Origin of the sequence: Bariatricus sp. HCP28S3_A4 (assembly GCF_052066395.1) — a bacterium.
Lineage (GTDB): Bacteria > Bacillota > Clostridia > Lachnospirales > Lachnospiraceae > Allocoprococcus.
In genome coordinates, this window is the sequence record NZ_JBQHSE010000004.1 from 98,451 (window position 1) to 114,342 (window position 15,892).

Sequence of the window (15,892 nt, forward strand, 5' to 3'; positions counted from 1 at the left end):
ACTATAATATATCTATATAAATTCAAAACAAGGAGGAACTTTCACATGAAAACAGTACAGATTTCTTTAAACTCAATTGATAAAGTAAAATCTTTCGTAAATGAAATCACAAAGTTTGATTATGATTTTGATCTTGTATCTGGAAGATACGTTATCGATGCTAAATCTATCATGGGTATCTTTAGTCTGGATCTTTCAAAACCGATTGATCTCAACATTCACGCTGACAGTGAAGAAGTCGATCACATTCTTGAAATCCTGAACCCATATTTAGTTTAATATTTAGTTAAAAATAAGATGAAGGTTTCTCGGAGCCTTCATCTTATTTTTTAGGCTTTGTTTCCTTTATTTTACGATAATCGTCTCTACCGAACGAATTGCTTCGTCAAAAAGCTGATCAATCTTTTCCGCCAGTTTTTCTTCCGATTTTCTGATCACTTCCACATTTGGTTTTGTTACCGGATGTTTTGCTACAAAAATGGTACAGCAGTCTTCATACGGAAGGATCGAGGTCTCATAGGTGTTGATCTTCTCTGCCACTTCCACGATTTCCTGCTTATCAAAACCAATCAGCGGACGATATACCGGAAGAGTGCAGACATCATTTGTAGCCGCAAGGCTCTGCATCGTCTGACTCGCCACCTGTCCGATGCTCTCTCCTGTAATCAGTCCCAGACAGTCATCCTGTTTTGCGAAATGCTCTGCGATCCGCATCATATATCTTCTCATAATAATAGTAAGCTCGTCATGCGGACATTTCTCATAAATATAGAGCTGGATATCGGTGAAATTCACCACATGAAGCTTGATCGGTCCTGTATACTTTGAGACAAGCTTCGCCAGATCGACCACCTTCTGTTTTGCGCGCTCACTGGTATACGGCGGTGCATGGAAATAAGTCGCCTCAAGTCCGACTCCTCTTTTGGAGATCATATACCCTGCCACCGGGCTGTCAATTCCTCCTGAAAGGAGAAGCATGGCTTTGCCGTTCGTACCGACCGGCATGCCTCCCGGTCCCGGAATAATTTCCGAATAAATATAGATTTCCTCGCGGACTTCTACTCGGAGAAGAACGTCCGGCTTGTGAACATCCACGCGAATTTCCGGAAAAGCATCCAGAATCGCTTCTCCAAGGTCACAATTGATCTCCATCGATTTTTTCGGATAAGTCTTCTTTGCTCTTCTGGACTCGACTTTAAATGTGATATTTTTATCCGGATACATTTCGTCCATATATGCAACCACATCTTTTTTCAATTCATCAAATCCACGGTCAGATACCCGGACTACCGGACAGATTCCCACAATTCCGAACACTCTCTGAAGTGCTTCCGTCACTTCGTCGGAATCATAGTATCCTTCACAGTCCACATAGACACGGGCCTGTGACTTGTATACGTGGAAGTCTCCTTCTACATCTTTCAAAGCGAATTTTACCTGACGCACCAACGCGTCTTCGAACATATACCGGTTCTTTCCCTTGATTCCAATCTCTCCATATTTTATCAAATAAGTCTGAAACTTCATACTTTCCTCCTAATGGCGTGTATACTTTCTTAACATCGGCACACAATCGTATAATGTCTGCAATGTATAATCAATCTCTTCTTCCGTTGTAAATTCTGACATACTGAAGCGAACTGTGGAATCAAGATATTCTTTACCTGTACCGATTCCTCTTAACACTCCGCTCACAGACGGGTGATTCGATGAGCATGCAGAACCGGATGATACATAAATTCCTTTGCTCTCCAGTGTGTGCAGCAGAACCTCACTCCGGATCCCTGCAATTCCCACACTGATGATATGCGGTGCGCTCGTCTCATCGGTAAGTCCATGAACCTTTGTATGTTCGATCTGGCTGACACCTTCTATAAATTTCTGCTTCAGCCACCTCATATGCGCCACTTTTTCGTCCAGTCCCGTATAGATCTCTTTTGCTGCCTGCGCGATTCCGGCAATACCCGGAACATTTTCCGTACCGGATCGCATATTCTTCTGCTGTTCTCCTCCAAAAATGATCGGTCTTACTTTTGCCCTTTCATTGATATAGAGGAATCCGATCCCCTTCGGGCCGTGAATCTTATGTCCGCTTACCGAGAACATGTCGATTCCCATTTTCTTCGGATAGATCCTGTATTTTCCAAAGCCCTGCACGGCATCCACATGAAACAGAATATTCCGGTTATAGGACTTCACGATTCCTGCTGCTTCCGCGATCGGTTGTACGGATCCGATTTCATTATTTACATACATGATTGATACCAGGATCGTCTCCGGACAGAGTGCTTCTTTCAAGGCATCCAAACGCACCCGCCCGTACATATCAACCGGAAGGTACGTGACCCGGTACCCTTCCTCTTCTTCCAGATATTTCATCGTATTCAAAATAGCAGGATGCTCGATCGCCGTCGTGATCAGATGCTTTCCGGCGCGATGATTTGCACGCGCGCCTCCGATCAGTGCCAGATTGTCACTTTCTGTTCCACCGGATGTAAAGAATATTTCCTTCTCCTGCACTTTCATCAGCCTTGCCAGCGTTTCCCTTGCGCCCCGGACATATTTTTCCGCCTCCACGCCTTTTTTATGCATGGAAGATGGATTGCCGTAATCCTCACACATCGTTTTCGCAACGATATCCCTGACACTGTCATATGCTCTGGTCGTAGCTGAATTATCCAGATAAACTTCCATTTTTATCGTCTCCTAACTTCTTCCTCACTATATCTTATGCCGGTTCTGCTTTCCTGCCATCTGTCTCTTCTGAATGAAATCCTACTGCTGCTCTTCCAGTTCAAACATCAGCACAGAAAGAATCGCTAGTCCCGCTGTCTCGGTCCTCAGAATCCGCCTTCCAAGGGTGATCTCTTTTGCACCACTGCGGATGGCTGCTTCCACTTCCTCCTGTTCAAAACCACCTTCCGGCCCGATAAAGATTCCAACAGACTGCCCTCTTTTGATGGAACGAATGATCCGTTTTGTCTCCTCCATCCCTTTGGCAAGCTCATACGGAATCAGCACCACATCCAGCTCTGCGGCCTTCTTAAGAGCCTCGCTGTACGAAAGCGGCATCTCCACTTCCGGGATCCGGCTTCTACCGGCCTGCTTTGCGGCGCTCTCGGCAATGCTGTTCCAGCGTTCCACTTTTCTTGCAGCTTTCTTCTCATCCAGCTTCACGACAGAACGCTTCGTTGCGACCGGAATGATCTTCACCGCTCCGAGTTCCACCGCTTTCTGAACGATCAGCTCCATCTTGTCTCCCTTGGGAAGTCCCTGAAACAGATACAATTCATTGCTAAGCTCTGTATCCGCCTCCATTTTTTCCAGGATACGAAGTGTAGCCCTTCCTTCCTCGTAAGATACCACTTCACAGACGTATTTGAGATTATTCCCATCACTGATCCCGGCCTGTTCGCCCGGTTTCATCCGAAGGACATTCTTCATGTGATTGACATCCTGCCCTTCCACATAGATATACGGTTCTTCCACCTGCGAAGGTGTCACAAAAAAATGATGCATCACTCACTCATCCCATCTAATTCTTACGTGCAGTTACGGAAACCCATTCTCCCTGATAGTTCACCTCAAGGACCTCAAGCCCCACTGCTTTCACAGCATTCACTACCGTTTCTTCTTTGTCATCAATAATTCCGCTGGTGATATAGATTCCGCCCGGTTTTAACTGATTCACAATAACCGGCGTAAGCGGCACCAGCACATCCGCAAGGATATTGGCTGCAACAATGTCATATTTCTCATAACCCACTTTATCCTGCACCGCTTTATCATCAATGATATTACCGATCATCACCTCATAGCGATCTTCGGTGATCCCATTTACCTGCATGTTCTCACGGGTCGCATCGATGGCACACGGATCCAGATCGGTTCCGACGGAATATTCGGCTCCGAACATCAATGCAAGCATCCCCAGAATACCGCTGCCGCATCCCACATCCAGAATCCGTGTATGCTCCGTGGTATACTTGCGGATCTGCCGGATACAGAGCTGCGTGGTCTCATGCATACCGGTGCCAAACGCAGTGCCCGGATCGATGTGTACAATCATCTTATTCTCATCTTCAGGCTTCACATTCTCCCAGGACGGGATGATCAAAATATCATCTACGTAGAACTGATGAAAATATTTCTTCCAGTTATTGACCCAGTCCACATCTTCCGTCTGCGACTCCTCAATCGATCCGCTTCCCACCTCGATATACGCACGCATATCCTCAAGTTCAGCGCGAACCTTTGCAAGTACCGCTTCCTTGTCATCCTCTTCTTCCAGATAGAAGCTGATATAGGCAACTCCGTCATCCACGCCGGTCTCCGGAAGAATATCCACAAACATCTGCTCTTTTTCTCTCTGACTCATCGGAATATTATCTTCGATCTCAATGCCCTGGATTCCCAGATCCATGAGCATACTGCTGACAAGATCTTCCGCTTCCGTCGTTGTCTCTATTCTGAATTTATTCCATTTCATACCATGATCTCCTTGATCCGATTTTTATAATTCCAGTATCATATTAGTATAACAAGTCCTGTCCGAAAGCGCAAGTACTCCTAATTCTTACCAAGCAGATAATCGATGAACTGCTGCGCCGTTCTTCCGCTCAGGCCACCGTGATTCAGTTCCCATTTATTTGCTTCCAGCAGGAGCTGATCTTCCGGCATCGTAAGCCCGTTTCGTTCCGCCAGTGTTTTGACAATTTTCTGGAATTCTTTCTTATCCGGCTTTCCAAAATAAATGGTAACACCAAATCTTGCCACCAGTGAGAGTTTTTCCTGCACCGTATCGTTGGTGTGCAGTTCTTCATCGCGGTCTGCCTTATCCTTGAAAGTCTCACGGATCAGGTGTCTGCGGTTGGAGGTCGCATAGATCAGAATATTGTCCGGCTTCTTTTCCAGTCCGCCCTCGATCACTGCTTTCAAATATTTATACTCAATTTCAAATTCTTCGAAAGAGAGATCATCCATATAGATGATAAATTTGTAATTGCGGTTCTTGATCTGCGCAATCACATCATTCAGATCCTGGAACTGATGTTTATAAACCTCAATCATTCTCAGTCCCCTGTCATAATACTGGTTTAGGAGTGCCTTGATCGAAGAGGATTTTCCTGTCCCTGCATCTCCGAACAGCAGACAGTTGTTCGCGCGTCTTCCGCTTACAAATGCCTCCGTATTGTCGATGAGCTTCTGCTTTGCCATGTCGTATCCCACCAGATCGTCCAGATGAACATGGGCGATGTTAGTGATCGGCACGATCTGCACACCGTCTTCATCGTGCTCCACGCGGAACGCCTTATGAAGTCCAAGCTTGCCCACTCCGAATTCTTTGTAAAATCCGGTGATGATCCGCTTGAATTCTTCCGCGGATCCTGCCTGTCCAAGTGCCCCTGCAAGATCGCAGATGCGGTCGCGGATCCTCTTATTAAAGACTTTTCCGTGCCCGTTTGTGTGATGATAATCCTCGATCATGTAAATACAGGTAGTCCCAATCTCCTTCTCCATCCGGTGAAGGTCATAATCAAACAATTCTTTGAAAATTTCAAAATCATGAAGTGCTGCCTCATTGACACTTCCTTCGATCTCACCTACGATCTCGCATGCAGTACTGTACGCATTCTCACTGTTTGCCAGCAGTAAAGTGAGAAAATTATGCCACAGATTTCCTTCAAATCCGTAACAGCTCGCCAGTTCGATCATTTCATTCAGGCATTCATATAAAAGTCCCTTCAGATCTTCTTTATTATAATACTCATTATCTGCATTTTCGATCAAAAATGTCATATCACGCAGCAGATCTTCATGTTCCATATAGCGATATAATACCAGTTCGTTCGTTCTCATTTCATTTGTCCTTTCCCATTGCAAATGTCAAAGCATATGTCTGTTCTGAATCTAGTAATTGCCGAGAATTTTCAGATTCAGCGCCTCTTCTCTCAAACCGCGGATCGCATTTTTGACGGCCGCGTCCGCAAGATTTCCCTCAAAATCAACGAAGAAACGGTATTCAAAGCTTCTTCCTTCGATCGGGCGTGATTCAATCTTGGTCATATTCAAGTCGTTGTAAATAAAATGTGAAAGCAGGTGATACAAGGATCCGCTTTCGTGCGGAACTTCCATGCAGATGCTGATTTTTGAGGCATGTTTCAAAAATACCTTCTGGTTCGTAATGACAATAAATCTCGTCGAATTATCGGATTCTGCATTGATGTCCTGCTCCAGGATCTCCAGGCCGTAAAGCTTTGCCGCATATTCACTGCACACAGCCGCCTGCTCCGGATTCTTCTCCTCCAGCACCTTCTTCGCCGCAACCGCCGTATTCGCGACACTGATCTGCTCCCAGTCCCCGTAATTATCCAGGAATCTGGCGCTCTGCATCAGTCCCTGCGGATGGGAATATACTCTCTTGATCTGGGAAATCTTCACACCCGGAAGACCGGCAAGCTGATGGCGGACCGGAAGGATGACTTCACCGACAATATAATTTTCAAATTCTACCAGGAGATCATAGACCTGATCCACCGCGCCTGCTGTCGAATTTTCAATCGGGAGCACCGCATAATCCGCCGTTCCTTCTTCGATCGCTACCATTGCATCCCGGAACGTCGGCACATGGAAATTCTTCTGACCTGATCCGAAGAATTTCTCCATGGCAGCCTGACTATAGGCGCCCTCAACGCCCTGAAACACCACACGGGCCCCTTCCACATTCAGCTCATCCAGTTCAATAAAAGGAAGTCTTCCAAGGACGCCTTCCTGGGACAACTTCTGATACTGGAGTTTCCGGCTCATGGACATCAGCTGCTCAAACAGTTCTCTGATTCCCTTTTTATTAAAATCATTCGTCGCCATTGCAGATACGGACGCCAGCTTCTCATTCTCGCGTGTGCGGTCCAGCACCTTTTTTCCATTTTTTATCTTATAATCCGCCACTTGTCCGCATATTTCCATACGTTTCTCGTAGAGCTCCGTAATCTGGGTATCGATCTCATCCAGTTTCTGCCTCATCTCCAGTAATGTTTCCATAATGGATTCTCTCCTTATCTGTACGTTCTTTCTTCTATCATTCGCTCGTCCTTTCGGCATTCATTGCCTGCGTGGACATTATATACTATTTTTTTTATAAAATCCAGTTCTTTATTCCTCTTCCTTTGGCTGAATATCCAAATCAGAGCGAACTGCCGGAAAACCAAAAGATAAAATCCTTATTGAAATGTGGTCTGTTTTATTATATGATAGTGAAGAATAAAGATTAATTCCAGAAGACCTGTCGTCATTCTGGCAAAAATAAAGGAGGTTTCCTACATGAGACATTTAATGAGTCCATTAGATTTTTCTGTCGAAGAACTTGACAAACTCATGGATCTCGCGAACGACATCGAGGCAAATCCAAAGAAATACGCACATGCATGCGACGGCAAAAAGCTTGCTACTTTATTCTATGAACCAAGCACCCGTACCCGCCTCAGCCATGAAGCTGCAATGCTGAATCTTGGGGGCAGCATCATGGGATTTTCTTCAGCAGCATCCAGTTCTGCTGCAAAAGGCGAAAGTGTTTCTGACACGATCCGCATGATTTCCTGCTACGCTGATATTTGTGCGATCCGGCATCCGAAGGAGGGGGCTCCGATGGTTGCCTGCCAGCATGCTACCATTCCTGTCATCAACGCAGGTGACGGCGGACATCAGCATCCGACCCAGACTTTAACCGACCTGCTTACGATCCGTTCTCTGAAAGGACGATTGAACCACTTGAAAATCGGTCTCTGTGGTGACTTAAAATTCGGCCGTACCGTTCATTCTCTTATCAATGCCCTTGCCCGCTACGATGATATTGAATTTGTACTGATTTCACCAGAAGAACTTCGTCTTCCGGATTATGTAAGACATGACGTTCTGGATAAACAGAACATTCCATATACTGAGGTAGTTCGTCTTGAAGAGGCGCTTCCTGACCTCGATCTTCTCTATATGACACGTGTACAGAAAGAACGTTTCTTTAACGAAGAAGATTATGTCCGTATGAAGGATTTCTATATTCTCGACAAAGCCAAAATGGAACTCGCACCGCCGGATATGCTGGTGCTTCATCCGCTTCCAAGGGTAAATGAGATCTCTGTCGAAGTAGATGAGGATCCAAGAGCTGCTTATTTCAAGCAGGTACAGTATGGTGTCTATATCCGAATGGCCCTCATTCTGACACTGCTTGATATCCATGTGGATTAGGAGGTAACTGACTATGGTAAAGAATACATTGAATATCGGTAAGATTTCGGAAGGTTTTGTTCTTGATCACATTGAAGCCGGAAAGAGCATGGATATTTACAAATATCTGAAGCTGGATAAGCTGGACTGCTGTGTAGCTATCATCAAGAACGCCAAGAGCAACAAGATGGGTAAGAAGGACATCATCAAAATCGAATGTCCGATCGACATCATCGACCTGGATATCCTCGGATTCATCGATCACAACATTACGATCAATATCATTGAAAATGAAGAAATCGTCGACAAAAAGGCGCTGACGCTTCCGAAAGAGATCAAAAATGTGATCAAATGCAAGAATCCACGCTGTATCACTTCCATCGAACAGGAGCTGGATCATATCTTCGTCCTGACCGATCCGGAAAATGAAGTGTACCGGTGCAAATACTGCGAAGAAAAATATGACAGACAGAAAAGGAGAAAACATTAATTCTGTAAAATAACGTAAGGAAAATAAACAACCTTTAATAGGGAGAGATATTACTCAAAAGAGTGATACCTCTCCCTATACTATTTTGTTGCAATTAGCTTTTTTGTCGGGTTTCATCCCAAGGGAATACTTACGATATTTCTTCTTTTCCGCCTTTGCATCCAGTCCAACTTTTCGCAGTATAGCATGAATTTCTTCTTCTCCAATCAGGTTCCGAATAGATGCCAGCATCTTCAAGTTCTCATAGCCAGAATACCGGTCCAGAAAAGTAGGGTTTTCCAGAAGGAATCCAATGCTATCTGCAAATTCTAATTCTTTTCCCAATTTTGTTTCGAATTTATTTAATTGACAGATTTATTCAAATATTTTTGGGGAATTTTCAGGAGAGAAAAGAAGAAAAGAAAATTGTGTTTTGGGGATATTATGTAGTCAGCACAATTTTATTTTGGAATTTTCATTTTTGAACCTTCTTCCCTCTTTCAAATCTAAATTTCCCTGGTTTTTCCCCTAGCAATCGTATAGCCAACTCCAGACTTTCTTCTATCAGTCCCTTTGATATTGACTTTATCAGAAAATCCATCGGATAACAAATCCAGAGAATTCCCGCTTCCCAGATATTCTTTTAATTCTTCGCCAGTATGCCATGTTTTCACATACATCAAGTTGTTATGAGTTGCTGCATATTCCTTGATTACCTTTTGAATAAAACCACAAATCTCAAACCCATCATCACATATTCCGATATCGTACATTTTACTCCACTCCAGTATCATACTCCTATATTTACTTTATAAAAGAAAAAAGTGACTAACAATAGCCACTTTTCCTCTCCGCTGCATTATACATAACTATGACAAACCATAAATAAAAATTCAGTATAAACAGGCAAGCAAAACGATAAGCCGGGTTATGTCGTTGGACGTTCATCTATCCAGACCTGCTGTCGCCAGCAGGTTCAAGCGACCTACCTAAAACGTGACGGGCCGCCACATCGTTTTGATTCGGTCTTGCTTCGGATGGGGTTTACATGTGCCCCTTCTGTTACCAGACGGGCGGTAGTCTCTTACACTGCCTTTCCACCCTTACCTGTCATATGACAGGCGGTTTATTTCTGTTGCACTTTCCTTGGAGTCACCTCCACCGGACGTTATCCGGCATCCTGCCCTGTGAAGCCCGGACTTTCCTCACCTGCGGCCTTTCGGCACCTGCAGCCGCGAACGTCTGTCTTACTTGCCTCAAACACTCTAACACATTTTTTCTATCTTGTAAAGTCTAAAGTCCCTCGTCAACGATCAGATCCTTTCCGTCGGCCGCTGTCGTCGCGAGCTGGTCACACCGCTCATTCTGGGGATGGCCGTCATGACCTTTCACCCAGATAAACTGAACCTGATGCGGCTTTTTCGCCTCCAGAAGGCGTTTCCAGAGGTCCACATTCTTGACCGGTTCGTTCTTCCCGCGCTTCCATCCTTTGCGGATCCATCCTTCGATCCAGTGCTGGTTGAATGCGTTGACCACATACTGAGAATCCGAATATAATTCGACCTCACATGGCCGGTTCAGGGTCTCCAGTCCGGCGATCACCGCCATCAGCTCCATCCGGTTATTGGTCGTCTTCACATATCCCTGCGACAATTCCTTTACATGGAGCTGCCCTTTGGTATCTACATATTCCAGAACCGTCCCGTATCCCCCCGGTCCGTCCGGATTCCCCCTTGCAGCGCCATCGGTATATATCCTTACTTTCATCTGCTACTCCTTAATATCGTCATGTTCTCCCAGTACGACTTCGGTCGCATAAACGATCTCCGGGAGAATGTATTCCAGACATTCCTTGATGATCTTCGGACTTCCCGGAAGATTCACGATCAACGTATGGTTCCGGATTCCGGCAACTCCCCTGGTCAGCATGGCGCGCTTTCTCGTTCTCTCCATATACAGCCGCATCGCTTCTGCCATGCCCGGTATTTCTTTGTCCAGGATCGACTTCGTCGCCTCCGGTGTCCAGTCTTCATCCCTGCACCCGATTCCTCCGATAGTCAATACCAGATCGGCGATTTCCGCATCAGCGATCCTTGCAAGCACCTTCCGGATCACCTCTTTGTCATTCGGAACCGGCTGAATCAGTTCCGTCCGGAAGCTGACCTGCCCCAGCATCCTTTTGACGATCGGCGCACAATCATCCTCTTTTAATTTCTGGTAAATCAATGTATCTACTGAAACAATTGCTGCTTTCATTTATACTCTCCTCTTTTCTTCTCCTTACGTACAGTCAAAGCCGATACCTGTAAAAAACGGTACCGGCATATTTGATATCTAAAAGTATAACATACCCCAAATCATCTGTGCAACCACATATTCCTGTTAAATGATAATGCAGACCAGCCCTCCATTGCTGTCATTGACAATTTTCTGCATGGTATCCTGAAGTTTCACCTGACTTTCATCGTTGATCATCGCAATCTTTCCGTGCATCCCGTCCATGACCAGCTCTTCGATGGATTTGCCGAAAATATTCGTTCCCCAGACTCCCTCCGGTGACTGGGCAGCTGCTTTGATATAGTTCTTCAAATCCTCTGCCTGCTGCTCGCTCCCCACGATCGGCGCAATTTCCGTCTCGATATTGGCACGTATCATATGAATGGACGGCGCCTCGGAATGAATTTTCACACCGAACTTATTTCCCTGCTTGATGACGACAGGTTCGTCCAGATGAATTTCCTCTTTTCCAGGGCTTACCACACCATATCCTTTTAATTTCACAGAATCCATGGCATCCTTCACACTCTCATACTCTTTTCGAAGTGACGACAGTTCCTTGATCGTTCCGATCAGATCATACTCACTGGTAATCGCGGTTCCGGTAAGTTCACTTAATGTCTCATAATAATACGCGTCATCCACCCGGATCTCCACAGCGACACATCCGGTGTCCATGGAGATCTTTCCAACCTTTGCCTCAGTTATGTAAGGACTTTGCGGGGTCACGACCGCATCCTGCGCATCCCGGATCTCATCGACATGATTAAGGACCTGGCGCACATATTCCAGCATATCCTGCTTGATCTTGTGATCTCGTGGCAGCATTTCCACCCACTTGGGAATGAAAAACTGAATTTCCGAAACCGGAAATGCAAACAGAATCTGTTCCATAATATGATGGATGTCTTCCTCTTTTAGCTGTTCACAGTTCACCGGCATCGCTGTAACCTTATGCGTTTCTTCGATTTCCTTTGCGACTTTCTTCGCCTCTTCGCTATAAGGCTTTCTGGTGTTTACCAGAACGATAAACGGTTTTCCCAGACTCTTTAGTTCTTGAATCGTCTGTTCCTCTGCCGGGCGGTAATTCTCCCTTGGAATATCACCGATGCTCCCGTCGGTCGTGATCACGATTCCTATCGTGGAATGGTCACAGATCACCTTTCTGGTTCCGATTCCCGCCGCCTTGGTAAATGGAATCTCATACTCAAACCACGGCGTTTTCACCTGCCGCTCGTCTCCATTTTCAATATGCCCTGCCGCTCCTTCCACCATGTAACCGACACAATCGATCAGTCGCACCTTCACATCGGTATCCCCTGACAGACGGACCACAGCCGCTTCTTTCGGGACAAATTTCGGTTCGGTCGTCATGATCGTCTTGCCGGATGCAGACTGGGGAAGTTCATCCAACGTTCTTGCTCTCATGTGTTCATCCTTCATTCCCGGAAGTACCAGCACATCCATGAACCGCTTGATAAACGTGGATTTTCCGGTTCTGACCGGTCCCACAACTCCGATATAGATCTCCCCGCCTGTCCTCGTCTCAATGTCCTTGTATAAGTCAAATGTATTCATATGGTATCCTCCTTTGCCGGCTGATACCAGTGTATGCCCTGCTTTCTGAGATTATGCTGTACATGAGCACAAAAGAGCAATCCATTTTATAGGCAAAAACTCATCTTCGTCGCATAAGAAATATCCGGATTCGATACAATACCATTTTTGCATATATACCGGTACGCACGGTTTCTGTTGTTTCTCTTCACTTCGATATTGGTCATCTGCTTTCTATCCATAACGCACCCCTTACAACTTTATCAGCATACCAGCAAATACACCGCACTATAATAAAATATTAACAGGATCAGACTGTATTTTCTCTCTTTTCTTTTCGTAAATGTCCTCCAGGCCAAAATATAATCGGAAATCATAAAACATACTCCACCAATAGCCCCCGGTATTGCACTTAATGAAAATCCACTTTTAATCAGCCCGGACAAAGCCATAGCTGCTGTTCCACAGAGAAATGCAGGATATATGGCCGCGCCGGTGAGATAAACTGCATCGGGAACCATTTTCTTCCGGTTCATCTTCTTTGCTTCAGGTAGATACTTTCCAAGTCCAACAAAAAATATCAAATATCCTGTTGCAAAAAGAATAAGCGTATACCATTCCATCCCATAACGGCATGCATATCCTGCAATGAATAAAAGGTGAGCTAATGCAAACACAGCCACGCCTGCCAAAAGGACCAGCTCAAGCAGCACGTCTGCCACCATGCAAAGAACTGCTCCCCCGACCATCAGCCGGCCAGACATACTGTTATTTGCACGCACTCCTGCAAAGGCCGCCAGGACCGGCATCAGAGTGGCAAGCGCTTTGAATACCAGCACCCCATTGCCGATTTTTCCTTTCAGGCCTCCATATATTGATCCAAAAAACACCATTCCCAATATTGTCAAAATCAAAAATGTCTGATTCATTACACCCTCTTTTTCTCCGGATTCTTAAACAGCCGGATATAGCCTTCTCTGATCCACTCCACAAACCGTGTGAGATAGCGCAGCACCGGTTCTGTCGCAATGGAGAAGACTACAAACAGCATGATACATTTCGTAGACATTCCCGTGATTGCGAATAAATCAGGAAGGAAAATGCTGCAGCCGAGCATTCCGACGACACATCCTATCCAGATCACCCTTCTGAAAAGATTCATCGGCTGACAGATCCGGTAAAGAATCATAAATCCGACAATTGCCAGCAGCATCGTCGCTGCTGTAGAAATATCCGATGCAGGAACATCGAATGTCTGCCCGAACACGACCAGTGCACCGACCGCGATCACATCCGTAAGTCCGGCAGGAAGCGCCTTCAGAACCACATTCGTCAGGAAATGTCCCCGTATGATATCCTTGTTCGGCTGAAGTGCCAGGAAAAATGCAGGGATACCAATGGTGTACATCGTGATCAGCGAAACCTGTGACGGTTCCAGCGGATACGTAATCATGAAAGCCAGAGAGAACAGCGATAAGAGGAAAGAAAAAATATTCTTCACCAGAAACAGACTGGCCGATCTCTGAATATTATTGACGACTCTACGCCCTTCCAGTACAACTTCCGGCATTTTGGAAAAATCAGATTCCAGAAGAACAACCTGGGAAGCCTGTGCCGCCGCATCACTTCCGGAAGCCATCGCAACTGAACAGTCCGCATCTTTCAGTGCCAGTACGTCATTGACACCGTCCCCGGTCATCGCGACCGTACGTCCCTGACGTTTCAACGCATGCACAAGCTGGCGTTTCTGTTCCGGCACAACTCTTCCGAATACGGTATAATTCCGGGCAGCTTCTTCCAGTTCTTCCTCAGTCTTTAGTTCCCGTGCATCAATATAGCGCTCTGCGTTCCGAATTCCTGCCTGCTTTGCTGTCTCAGAGACGGTCAGTGGATTATCACCGGAAATCACTTTGATCTCAACACCCTGCTGTTCAAAAAATGCAAACGTTGAAGGCGCCTCTTTGCGGACTTTATTCAGAAGCAGAATATATCCCAGCGGATTTGCCTCTCCGGTCAACGCTTTTCCATCCGGAATTCCATCATATTTTGCAAAAACAAGAACCCGGTAGCCTTTTTCTGCAAATTGATTAATCTTATCCTGATGTTCTGAAAACATCTTTCTCAGAACGAATTCAGGTGCTCCGAGCACATAGGCATCTTCTCCGTAAATGACACCACTATACTTCACAGTGGAAGAAAACGGGATGACTTTGTCCGGTTTCTTCCCGGAATTCTCTTTAAAGAATTCTTTCAGAGCAGCCATGGTGGCGTTGTCTGCCTCCATCTCTTTCACAAAATCCCCGATCATCTCTTCAAGCGGCGGCATAGTTTCTTCCTCATACCCCTTCGCTCTCACGACCTTATTCACACACATGCTGTTTTCCGTGATTGTTCCGGTCTTATCCACACAAAGCACATCGACCCTGGCAAGAGTCTCGATACTCTTCATATCATGAAGCAGTACTCGTTTCTTTGCAAGCCGCATGGCACTCACAACCATTGCCACACTTGCAAGAAGATACAGACCTTCCGGAATCATTCCAATCACGGCTGCAACCATCGATACAATGCTTTCCCGGAAACTCTCCCCGTTAAAGAAGAAGCCCTGAACAAAAAGCACGATCCCGATCGGGATCAGAGCGATTCCCACAACTTTAACCAGCCGGTCGAGAGAACGCATCATCTCAGACTGTTCCCCTTCCGGCATGGCTCCGGCTTCCAGAGTCAGCCTGGAAATATAAGAATCTTCTCCCACACTGGTCAGTCTGGCATGGCATTTTCCGGATACAATGAAACTTCCTGAAAGCAGCGTGTCTCCCCGACGCTTGGTAATCTCGTCCGATTCTCCGGTAAGAAGGGATTCATTGACCCTGACTTCTCCCTCTTCCACCACTGCGTCCGCACAGATCTGGTTGCCCGCGCCGAAAATGACGATGTCATCGATTACAAGATCAATCGCATCAATTTTCCGCACATTTCCGTCCCGTACCACCTCCGCATGCGGAGCATTTAGCATGTTCAGCTTTTCAAGGACCCTTTTTGCACGGATCTCCTGAATGATTCCGATCATTGTATTTGCGATAATGACCGGAAGAAATGTCAGATTACGGAACGATCCGACAATACAAAGAAGGATCGCCAACACCAGAAAAATCAAGTTAAAATACGTAAATACATTTTTATGAATAATCTCTTTTGTCGTCAATGCTGGCGGCGCCACTTCCTCGTTCGTCCATCCATTTTCCACACGTGTTCTTACCTGTTCCTCTGTAAGTCCCGCTCTATAATCCGGTTTGACTCTCACGATCTCCCCGCGTACTCTCTCATCCTCTTCCCTGCTTCTGTCTTTCGTAAACATACGCCTCCTAT

17 protein-coding genes and 1 other RNA gene are annotated in these 15,892 nt (G+C 45.8%); 3 read left to right on the forward strand and 15 right to left on the reverse strand.

The window, feature by feature from the left end:
* The first annotated feature begins 45 nt into the window (after positions 1-45).
* Positions 46-279 (forward strand): HPr family phosphocarrier protein, encoded by a 234-nt coding sequence (locus ACTNBF_RS03400; protein WP_427806402.1) that lies wholly within the window; start codon positions 46-48, stop codon positions 277-279.
* Between the two features lie 66 nt (positions 280-345).
* Here the strand turns inward: ACTNBF_RS03400 and thiI are convergent, their stop codons facing one another.
* The 6 genes from thiI to pheA all read right to left on the reverse strand — a co-directional run bounded on the left by thiI (position 346) and on the right by pheA (position 7,041).
* A complete protein-coding gene (gene thiI, locus ACTNBF_RS03405) occupies positions 346-1,527 on the reverse strand; it encodes a tRNA uracil 4-sulfurtransferase ThiI (RefSeq protein ID WP_441024500.1) in 1,182 nt (393 codons plus the stop codon).
* Positions 1,528-1,536: 9 nt separating this feature from the next.
* Positions 1,537-2,694 (reverse strand): cysteine desulfurase family protein, encoded by a 1,158-nt coding sequence (locus ACTNBF_RS03410; RefSeq protein WP_441024499.1) that lies wholly within the window; start codon positions 2,692-2,694, stop codon positions 1,537-1,539.
* A gap of 81 nt (positions 2,695-2,775) precedes the next feature.
* Complete coding sequence (locus tag ACTNBF_RS03415) at positions 2,776-3,519, reverse strand: 16S rRNA (uracil(1498)-N(3))-methyltransferase (protein WP_427819148.1); 744 nt, start codon at positions 3,517-3,519, stop codon at positions 2,776-2,778.
* A 16-nt stretch (positions 3,520-3,535) separates the two neighbouring features.
* Positions 3,536-4,489 carry a 50S ribosomal protein L11 methyltransferase gene (gene prmA, locus ACTNBF_RS03420; RefSeq protein ID WP_441088764.1) on the reverse strand — a complete coding sequence of 318 codons (954 nt, stop codon included), beginning with the start codon at positions 4,487-4,489 and terminating at the stop codon, positions 3,536-3,538.
* A gap of 80 nt (positions 4,490-4,569) precedes the next feature.
* A complete protein-coding gene (locus ACTNBF_RS03425) occupies positions 4,570-5,859 on the reverse strand; it encodes an ATP-binding protein (protein ID WP_441088765.1) in 1,290 nt (429 codons plus the stop codon).
* Positions 5,860-5,910: 51 nt separating this feature from the next.
* On the reverse strand, positions 5,911-7,041 hold the full coding sequence (gene pheA, locus ACTNBF_RS03430; protein WP_427806409.1) for a prephenate dehydratase: 1,131 nt from the start codon (positions 7,039-7,041) through the stop codon (positions 5,911-5,913).
* Between the two features lie 279 nt (positions 7,042-7,320).
* Here pheA and pyrB point away from each other — a divergent pair, with 279 nt between their 5' ends.
* A complete protein-coding gene (gene pyrB, locus ACTNBF_RS03435) occupies positions 7,321-8,241 on the forward strand; it encodes an aspartate carbamoyltransferase (RefSeq protein ID WP_427806410.1) in 921 nt (306 codons plus the stop codon).
* Between the two features lie 13 nt (positions 8,242-8,254).
* Positions 8,255-8,710, forward strand: a complete 456-nt coding sequence (locus tag ACTNBF_RS03440; protein WP_427806411.1) for an aspartate carbamoyltransferase regulatory subunit — start codon at positions 8,255-8,257, stop codon at positions 8,708-8,710.
* 75 nt (positions 8,711-8,785) lie between these two features.
* Here ACTNBF_RS03440 and ACTNBF_RS03445 read toward each other — a convergent pair whose 3' ends face one another.
* From ACTNBF_RS03445 to ACTNBF_RS03485, 9 genes are all read right to left on the reverse strand, one after another.
* Positions 8,786-9,034, reverse strand: coding sequence for a hypothetical protein (locus tag ACTNBF_RS03445; protein ID WP_427806412.1), 249 nt, complete (start codon positions 9,032-9,034; stop codon positions 8,786-8,788).
* Between the two features lie 161 nt (positions 9,035-9,195).
* Positions 9,196-9,483: a hypothetical protein gene (locus ACTNBF_RS03450; protein WP_441024494.1), complete on the reverse strand. Its 288-nt coding sequence runs from the start codon at positions 9,481-9,483 to the stop codon at positions 9,196-9,198.
* A 109-nt stretch (positions 9,484-9,592) separates the two neighbouring features.
* Positions 9,593-9,943, reverse strand: an RNA gene (gene rnpB, locus ACTNBF_RS03455) — RNase P RNA component class A.
* 39 nt (positions 9,944-9,982) lie between these two features.
* On the reverse strand, positions 9,983-10,456 hold the full coding sequence (rnhA, locus tag ACTNBF_RS03460) for a ribonuclease HI (RefSeq protein WP_427806413.1): 474 nt from the start codon (positions 10,454-10,456) through the stop codon (positions 9,983-9,985).
* Positions 10,457-10,459: 3 nt separating this feature from the next.
* Complete coding sequence (locus tag ACTNBF_RS03465) at positions 10,460-10,945, reverse strand: MogA/MoaB family molybdenum cofactor biosynthesis protein (protein ID WP_427806415.1); 486 nt, start codon at positions 10,943-10,945, stop codon at positions 10,460-10,462.
* A gap of 126 nt (positions 10,946-11,071) precedes the next feature.
* A complete protein-coding gene (gene spoIVA, locus ACTNBF_RS03470) occupies positions 11,072-12,544 on the reverse strand; it encodes a stage IV sporulation protein A (protein WP_441015922.1) in 1,473 nt (490 codons plus the stop codon).
* A gap of 86 nt (positions 12,545-12,630) precedes the next feature.
* Positions 12,631-12,765, reverse strand: a complete 135-nt coding sequence (locus ACTNBF_RS03475; protein WP_441088766.1) for a hypothetical protein — start codon at positions 12,763-12,765, stop codon at positions 12,631-12,633.
* 21 nt (positions 12,766-12,786) lie between these two features.
* Positions 12,787-13,452 carry a lysoplasmalogenase family protein gene (locus ACTNBF_RS03480; protein WP_441088767.1) on the reverse strand — a complete coding sequence of 222 codons (666 nt, stop codon included), beginning with the start codon at positions 13,450-13,452 and terminating at the stop codon, positions 12,787-12,789.
* Positions 13,452-15,881, reverse strand: a complete 2,430-nt coding sequence (locus ACTNBF_RS03485) for a cation-translocating P-type ATPase (protein WP_427819138.1) — start codon at positions 15,879-15,881, stop codon at positions 13,452-13,454. The genes ACTNBF_RS03480 and ACTNBF_RS03485 overlap by 1 nt, the downstream gene beginning before the upstream one ends.
* Positions 15,882-15,892: the final 11 nt, after the last annotated feature.

Coding starts and splice junctions, on each gene's coding strand:
- ACTNBF_RS03440 (WP_427806411.1), top strand. CDS start 8,255: ATGGTAAAGAATACATTGAATATCGGTAAGATTTCGGAAGGTTTTGTT.
- spoIVA (WP_441015922.1), bottom strand. CDS start 12,544: ATGAATACATTTGACTTATACAAGGACATTGAGACGAGGACAGGCGGG.
- prmA (WP_441088764.1), bottom strand. CDS start 4,489: ATGAAATGGAATAAATTCAGAATAGAGACAACGACGGAAGCGGAAGAT.
- ACTNBF_RS03425 (WP_441088765.1), bottom strand. CDS start 5,859: ATGAGAACGAACGAACTGGTATTATATCGCTATATGGAACATGAAGAT.
- ACTNBF_RS03410 (WP_441024499.1), bottom strand. CDS start 2,694: ATGGAAGTTTATCTGGATAATTCAGCTACGACCAGAGCATATGACAGT.
- ACTNBF_RS03465 (WP_427806415.1), bottom strand. CDS start 10,945: ATGAAAGCAGCAATTGTTTCAGTAGATACATTGATTTACCAGAAATTA.
- ACTNBF_RS03475 (WP_441088766.1), bottom strand. CDS start 12,765: ATGGATAGAAAGCAGATGACCAATATCGAAGTGAAGAGAAACAACAGA.
- ACTNBF_RS03415 (WP_427819148.1), bottom strand. CDS start 3,519: ATGCATCATTTTTTTGTGACACCTTCGCAGGTGGAAGAACCGTATATC.
- pheA (WP_427806409.1), bottom strand. CDS start 7,041: ATGGAAACATTACTGGAGATGAGGCAGAAACTGGATGAGATCGATACC.
- thiI (WP_441024500.1), bottom strand. CDS start 1,527: ATGAAGTTTCAGACTTATTTGATAAAATATGGAGAGATTGGAATCAAG.
- ACTNBF_RS03400 (WP_427806402.1), top strand. CDS start 46: ATGAAAACAGTACAGATTTCTTTAAACTCAATTGATAAAGTAAAATCT.
- ACTNBF_RS03450 (WP_441024494.1), bottom strand. CDS start 9,483: ATGATACTGGAGTGGAGTAAAATGTACGATATCGGAATATGTGATGAT.
- ACTNBF_RS03480 (WP_441088767.1), bottom strand. CDS start 13,452: ATGAATCAGACATTTTTGATTTTGACAATATTGGGAATGGTGTTTTTT.
- pyrB (WP_427806410.1), top strand. CDS start 7,321: ATGAGACATTTAATGAGTCCATTAGATTTTTCTGTCGAAGAACTTGAC.
- rnhA (WP_427806413.1), bottom strand. CDS start 10,456: ATGAAAGTAAGGATATATACCGATGGCGCTGCAAGGGGGAATCCGGAC.
- ACTNBF_RS03485 (WP_427819138.1), bottom strand. CDS start 15,881: ATGTTTACGAAAGACAGAAGCAGGGAAGAGGATGAGAGAGTACGCGGG.